Below are 7,846 nucleotides of genomic sequence, written 5' to 3' on the forward strand. Positions count from 1 at the left end.
AGCTTACATTTTAATATTCTCCAATATGAATAATTTCTCCCAAATGGTTTGTTCTAACTTTTATAATGTTAGAAATTGAACTAGGATTTCTTTTTCTTATAAAAGTTATATTATTTAATGTATTTAAATCAATTATTTGCGATTCTAAATGATGTCTAAACCAATAGTCTTTCTCAGAGAACTTCTGAACTCTAAACAAATGTTTACTTATCAAAGCCTGATTTTTTCTATCTAACAAATCAATTTCATTTGGATTAAAATCTTCTGAAGGAAAAACAAACATTTCATTTTGCTTCATCGTAAATTTAAATGTCCAACTTAAGTGATGATTGTAAGCTTTATCTACAATTGATAAACCTTGGTTTACTCGAGCAACAGCTTCATAAAATGATACTACTTTTTCGTGGAGATTTCCTTTCTCATCTTCATAAATAGAGACATGATGATTGTTTCCTGTACTCACAAAATCGACTGGAATTTTATTTCCGTTTTCATCAAAAATATCTTGTCCTAAATGGTCTTTTTTGGTATGTAATGCTTCTGCATTTTTAACTCCTGAAATCGTAACTCGTTTTATTGCAATCCCTTTTTCTTCGTTTAACCAAATTGGATTTCGATCTAAATCTGAAAATGCTTTTTTTGCATCACCATTAAATTCATTTAATCGAGTTTGTAAAATTCGCTTTACACCTTCATCAATCACTTTATCAATTTTTAAGTCTGGTCCAATATCTTTGCGAATCGTATAATCATCTTCTAACCATATTATTTTTACTTTTTCAGGTAATTCTGTTCCATCTTTTAATAAAATTGGATTTTTAGCTAATGTATTTTTACCTGTAAAAGCTTTTTTGGGATCATTCCCATTCTCAACTAAACGCTGTAATAAAAGAGATCTATATTGTGGATTCGAAACCATTGCAATAGTCGTCTCATCAAATTTTCCAGAAACTTTTTCTTCTTTAAATGCATATTGTTTTATTTTTCCATAAACAGTTTCCTTGTGCATTTGTCCGCGAGGCGTTAAAGCAATCTGAACTTTTTCGCTTCCTTTTATTTTATTGATATTTCGAGTTACAACTTTATTTTTTGCTTTATGCGATACTAAAACAGCTTCCAAATGTTGTTTCGCTAGTTTTCTGAAATTTGGAATAGGCTCATTGAAAACACGTTTATAATTTCCTTTCCCATCTTTTATTTTATGCGTTTCTTTTTCTTCAATTCCTAATGCATCTTTACTCGATATTCTTAAGCTATTTGTTTCAATAGCCTTTTTATTTTTTGCATTTGAAATACTATCATATTCGTCATTTCTACGCGCATTTAAATTATTTAAATACTGAATAAAACTACGTTTGGTAAATGCAACTGTTAGTGCATCCATAGCATGATGACGGTGATCGTTACGCTTTGTCCAATCTTTGATGATTTCTTTCTGATTACCATCTTTTGTAGTTTGCATTTCTGTTAAGCCAGCCAAACGATATTTCTCCAAATTCAACTCTTTCATTACATTAATCAAATCCCAATCGTCACGCAAACGATCTGTAACTGAACCAGAAGTTGAAAGCACCGATTTAGTAATTTGAAACAAGATTTCTTTCGCTTTTCTAGCAATATATTGTGAATCACGTAAATCTCTTTGAATAAAACCTTCACCAATTTCAGAACCTTTCATTGTTAGTTTCTTGTATTTAGCTTTTGAAATTCCCTCATCATTTAAATCAAACAAAGCTTTTGAACGTATCAAAAATTCATTTAATTTATCTTGTCCAAAGGCATCAAAAATATAATCGTAAGCCGTTTTATTTCCTTTATCTAAATTAATTTGGCGCGGAACTAAAGTTTTATTTGAAAAACTATCATCAAACAAACGTGATTGAGGAATAATATGTTCGATGTCGTATTTTTTCGTAAAAATATCTTTCCGTTCGATATATTGATTGGTGTACAAATCTTTATAACCATTATTTTTTAGTTCTTGATACAACTTATAACGAATTATGTCATTGCGCGTTGGAAATTTAATTCCATCTTCGACTTGAAGAATCTTAATAATTTTCTCGTGTTCAATTTTTCCTGCATTTATAGCTTTGGTCATTTCCTCACGCTCTTTTGCATTCTTCTTCAGTTCACGTGCTAATTCAATACGAATTTCATCAAATTGAAAATTTCTTTCCATTCCAGCTTTTTCCAATTTATCATTTTCTGTATCAATGATTGTATTCACTACATTTACCATCTGATTCAGAATCTTCTCAACTACAGGATTTCTTAAACTATTTTTTGGAAGAATATCTAAGCGAGATTTTAATTCACGATTTTCTAATTCTTCTTTGGTTAAAGAGTTTTTAGAATGGCGATATCCAGCTAAATCACAAGCAACAGAATATTCATTTTCTTTTATAAAAGGAAATATTTTACGAATTGCTTTACTACTTAAACTTCCATAATCATCTTGAAAAGAAACACTACCAATTACTTTCGTTTGCTCCTTATTAAAACCGAATTTTTGTTCCAATAATCTGTATAAAGTATCCATTCCAGTTGCTGAATTGTCTTCTTCATAAGCATATAACAAATGCCACAATTGAAATGATAATTGCTCTTCAAAAGCTTTTCCTTCTAACTCTGCATTGAAATCTAAAATTTCAGATTTAATTCCTAAATGATTAAAAATAGCTCGTACCATTTCCTTAATCTCAATTGCAGGTTTATCTATATCAGCTAATGTAATTTCATCTTTATTTAATTTTAATTTCAACTCTTCGCGAACATCATAACCTTCATTATCAAGAATTGTTAAATAAGCATTGTAAAGTGCCTGATTGGTACGATTTCCTTCTAAATTGTTATAATTTATTTCCCAATCCTTAGGTTTATCTACTAATAATTTCAAAACTTGAGAAGCTGTTAAATTTCCTTTTAGATCTAATTCTTCAAATAAAAAACTTTTATCATGTTCATTTAAAAGCACAACATCATTTGTAATCTTATTTTTCAATTTTACATTATGAAGAATTTGCCAAATTTTGAATTCTTGAAATAAAGGTGCTGATTTTGGAATTACACGACAACCAACAGTTTTCTCTTTTCCATCTTTAATTATTTCTTTTTGCTCGAATTCACAAATTGAAATCAATCCTTTTTGAGATTTTAATTTACGTTGATAAAATATTACGACATCTCTAATTTCTTCTTTTAATGCATTAGTAAAAATAGTTTCTCGACCTTTTGCTTGAATTTCCCAAATTTTCTCAAATTCATCCATATAATCCTGACGATAAAATACTTGATTCTTTAATCGTGCATGTGGATTATTCTGTAATTGAGCATATTGATATTGTCCGACAGTTTGATTATTAAAATACAACTCTTTGCTTCTATCTGAAATTGCACCTAAATAACCCGAAGAATTGTACAATTGACCATTAATTTCTTGCAAAACAATAGCAATTTGTTCTAAATTTAATTGGTTAGACAATGCATCACTTCTCCATTGGTAATTCTCTAATTTTAACTCTTCTCGTTTTAAATTGCGTTTTATTCCAACCAAATTAAAAGGAACTTTTAAAATTGCCCAAGTCGCTACTTTTCCTTTATTATTCAACTCTTCTTTTAAATCCTCTGTAAATAATTCCGGATAAAATTGTTTTTGAAAATTCCATATTTTATCAAATTCATCTTGTAAATCCGAACGATAAAAATCAGGAACCTTTTTCTTCCCAGATTTTAATAGATTTAAAACATATTGACCCGGTGTTAAATTTTCATGGTATAATTTTTTAGCTATATCCATTCCGTCAATCAAAGTTCCTTCTTCAGAATTATTAACTTTTCTAGAACTTTTGTAACCACGCTTTTTATTGATTTGTAATAAAACACGAGCCACTTCTTGAAGTTCCAATTGTTTTTCTGCAGCTAATGCTCGTAAACGAAAAGTCTCAAAAGTTGTTTTATTTCCATTTTCGGCTAAAATAGTTTCATGATTAATCCATTTATGTGTTTTTAAAATTTGTAGAAGATTTTCTCTTCGAAGTTTAAATCGTTGAAGATTGCGACGAGCCGAACGTGCTAAAGTTCTACCTGCATTTGTTGTAATAGGTTTACCTTTTTCAAAGTTTGTTTGCTCATCAGTTGTTAAAGGATTTACACGAACACCTATTTTTTCGATAGAAGATTGTTCGTTATTCTCAGCTTCTTTTACAAACGCCCAACCAATAGAGTTGGTTCCCAAATCTAATCCAAGTATATTTTTAGTCATTAGTTTTTTCTTTTGTGTATTAAGTTACAACAAAAAAAAATTATACAATTATGATTTTACGTAATTATATATAAAAACTTTATTCTTATATTTGTAATGAAAGGAACTCACAATAAGGATTTATTCCGTTGTGAAAACATTTAGTGCCTCGACTATCTTCGGGGCTTTTTTATTCTTGTTATCTAAATAAAAAAACTCTCTATAATTGCTTTTAAAGACATCTTTATTTGTAATGACACGAATTTCATCTCTAGATTTATGAGCAAGCGAAAGATTAGTTAAAAACTAGAGTTTTTTCAATAAACTGTAACTATTTGGTTCCCCATTAAACAAAGTTTTAATCTTTCTTTATAAATTTTAGATTTCTCGATGCCTCGTAATTACAAAATCAAGTTGTTATTCTAAATAAGTGGGAACAAATGAGAAATGTATTATCTACAAATTAGATATGAGATTTGAGTATTGAGTATTAAGAATTTAAATAACAATGAATTTGGTTATTGAAAAAAGGATTAGAAAACCCGACGATTTAGAATCGAAATACAATTCAACTCTAAATTATTGGAATAAAAAAAGTTGGAGTGTCTGAGTGCAGCGAGTTGCCAACTTTATGGAAATAATTTAGCTAGTTGAATCATTGAGAGTCTACTGTCGGCATCTTTTTTTTGTTTCGTTTTTTTGGATGAGCAAAAAAATGAAAAGAAGAAATTAAACACTTAGAACTTCCCTTTCCAAAACGATAATACCTCAAGAATAATAAAAAGCAAAATTCATTTCCATTTATTTTTAAGATATTTGTAATATGGATGGTAAAACAAGAGCAAATATAAAACCTGGTATGCTGGTTAATATTGTATTAAAAAAAGATCAACGAACTGGCGAATTGACTGAGGGTATCGTGAAAGATTTATTGACTTCTGCGCCTTATCATCATCGTGGTATAAAAGTTCGTTTGATGGATGGACAAATTGGACGTGTGCAGGAAATTATTGAAGACGATTTTTAGAACGCTTCAAATTATAAATTAAAAGCTCTTATTGATATTCATAAGAGCTTTTACTTTTTTTTATTGTTTATAATATTATATATTCGCAACTCAAATTATTTATTAAGAGATGTTTTTCTATTTAAAAATTAGCTGATAAACCCCTTATTTAAGCTCACATTTCGAGCCTAAATTTTATTATTCGGATGCTTTTATTGCATTCGACAGGGTTTATATTATCTAATTTTTATAAAAATGAAAAATCAAAATAAGTCATTTATTTGGCTAATTATATTCTTAGTTGGGTTTCCACAGATTAGTGAAACCATTTATACTCCTTCTCTTACATTTTTGTCTACAGCGTACGGAGTTTCTAATCATCAAATACAAAAAACGCTTAGCATTTATTTTATAGGCTTTGCAATAGGTGTTTTACTTTGGGGAATACTCTCTGATATCATTGGTCGAAAATCCTCTATGCTAACGGGAATAGTCTTGTATATCATTGGTTCATATCTTTGTTTACAATCTCCAGATTTTGAGGCTCTCCTATTTGCGCGTTTTGTTCAAGCCGTAGGTGCTGCTGCTGGTTCTAATGTAAGTCAAACCATTTTAAGAGATGTTTTTAATAACAAAGAGCGAACTGCTGTTTTCAGTACTATATCAGCTGTTTTAGCTTTTTCTCCTGCCATTGGTCCACTATTGGGAGGTATAGTCGCTTCTGTATGGGATGTTTACATGGTATTTGTTTTGTTGATTTTATTGGGAACAGTTGCATTATTCTGGTCAACTTTCGGTTTAAGAGAGACCTTACAACAAGATAAAAAGCTAAAACTAAGTTTTAGACAAATCACAAAAAAGATTGTAAATGATAAAGTTTTTTGGATTTATGGAGGATTAATAGGTATTCTAAATGGAATTATTTTTAGTTACTACGGCGAAGCTCCATTTATTTTTATGGAGTATTTTAAATTCAGCATGATTCAATATGGTTGTATAGGTTGCATTGTAGCTTTAGCTAGTTTTTTTGGTGCTAAATATTGCAAAAAGATGAGCATTAAGAAAACAAATCAACAAATCCTTTTCACAGGGAGTTTAATCTTCTTATTAGGGATAATTCTGTATATAATTTCAATTTTGTTCCTTTTATCTCATCCAACCTTCGTCATCATTTTCCTATTGATAGCTGTATTTATTATCTTCTTCGGCATATCGTGTATGCTACCAGTATGCTTGAGTAATGCTTTAATAAATCATACCGATCATTTAGGAATTTCAGGCGCTATTTTAGGACTCTATTATTATTCCATTGTTGGAATCATAACATTCCTTATGAGTTATATAGACAGTTCTTTTCTGCTCTATTATCCACTCTTTTTAATGTTTTGGTTTATAATAATTCTACTCTTAGTCAAATTGTATCACGCCAAATCTTAATTTGTTTTTGCAAAACATCTATCCTAAAATTTTAGGATAGATGCTTTTTTATATTCTCAACTACCGTTATAAGTAAAAACCTCCTTTTTTCTTTCGTTTATGGTGTTGATTTGAAGTGAAAAGTATAGAATGAGATTAATATTCTTCTCTACTTTCTGAATTTATTAAATTCCATTTATGTTATAAGTATGTTATAAGTATGTTATAAGTATGTTATAATTACACATAAAATAGAAAGTTTAATTATAATAGTGTACCTTTTAAAAAAATAATTATGACAACTGGAAGAATCAATGACGAATTGGATAATTTAATATATTATATTAATGAATATCAAACCTCTCAAAATAATTTAAGTAAAGCTATAAATAAAGCTCAAATAGATGATGCTAATTATACTTTAGAGCTTAATTTATTAGCAATTGAAGCGATTTTTAATTTGAATCATGAATTAAAAGAAATTGTATTGCTTCAAGAAATAAATAAAAATGAATGTATACAAGGTTCTTTTTTATCTACAAATTTTATTAATGATGTGGGAAATTACATTCAAAATGTAAAAAAATACGCTTAGACACTATCAAAATTTTAAGTAATGATATTTCAAATGGGTTTGACTGTTTTACAGTTGAACTTTTTTTGAAATTCAATTTAGATTTGATTTAAAATTAACCACAAATTATCAATTGAGTATCTCCATTTTTTAGAAATTTTGCTCTAGGATAAACCTCCAGTCACGAATAATTTCTTCTTCTGTTAAAATCATACAACTACTGTCAAACACTATTACAGTTTAATTCTTATTGACTGTAAATTTTTGAAATTCGGTAATGAACTTTTACATCAAATTCTTCTTCGTAGAAAATTCAATTCAGTAATATATTCTCAATTTTTTCTCACCAAAAGTTATATTTTTATCGAACATTATTTCTAACATATTTTCGGAAAAATCATATCAAAAATTCAACAAACATCACACAATAAATTATGGTTTCAGTAAAAGAAAACCACTCTCAAAAAATCTAAATTTCAACTTTTATAAAAGAAAAGGATTAAAAAACAATTGCCGTTTTAAATAAAAATTTCACTATTTTCCCTCTACTTCACCCCTATTTTGTTCGACAATCCTTCGACACTTGTTCGACCGTTGTTCGACAAAA

The 7,846-nt window shown here is 28.6% G+C and carries 4 protein-coding genes; 3 read left to right on the forward strand and 1 reads right to left on the reverse strand.

Annotation, left to right across the window (positions count from 1 at the left end; all coding sequences use genetic code 11):
• Positions 1-10 precede the first annotated feature (10 nt).
• Positions 11-4,264, reverse strand: coding sequence for a type II CRISPR RNA-guided endonuclease Cas9 (gene cas9 / locus ACMHJW_RS04440; RefSeq protein WP_413532213.1), 4,254 nt, complete (start codon positions 4,262-4,264; stop codon positions 11-13).
• An 802-nt stretch (positions 4,265-5,066) separates the two neighbouring features.
• Here cas9 and ACMHJW_RS04445 point away from each other — a divergent pair.
• The 3 genes from ACMHJW_RS04445 (at position 5,067) to ACMHJW_RS04455 (ending at position 7,260) form a co-directional block, all read left to right on the forward strand.
• Positions 5,067-5,270, forward strand: a complete 204-nt coding sequence (locus ACMHJW_RS04445) for a YwbE family protein (protein WP_413532214.1) — start codon at positions 5,067-5,069, stop codon at positions 5,268-5,270.
• 234 nt (positions 5,271-5,504) lie between these two features.
• Positions 5,505-6,686, forward strand: a complete 1,182-nt coding sequence (locus ACMHJW_RS04450; RefSeq protein ID WP_413532215.1) for a multidrug effflux MFS transporter — start codon at positions 5,505-5,507, stop codon at positions 6,684-6,686.
• 274 nt (positions 6,687-6,960) lie between these two features.
• Complete coding sequence (locus ACMHJW_RS04455) at positions 6,961-7,260, forward strand: hypothetical protein (RefSeq protein WP_413532216.1); 300 nt, start codon at positions 6,961-6,963, stop codon at positions 7,258-7,260.
• Positions 7,261-7,846: the final 586 nt, after the last annotated feature.

It is taken from the genome of Empedobacter brevis, from assembly GCF_965118635.1.
In the GTDB taxonomy this organism is placed as follows: domain Bacteria; phylum Bacteroidota; class Bacteroidia; order Flavobacteriales; family Weeksellaceae; genus Empedobacter; species Empedobacter brevis_A.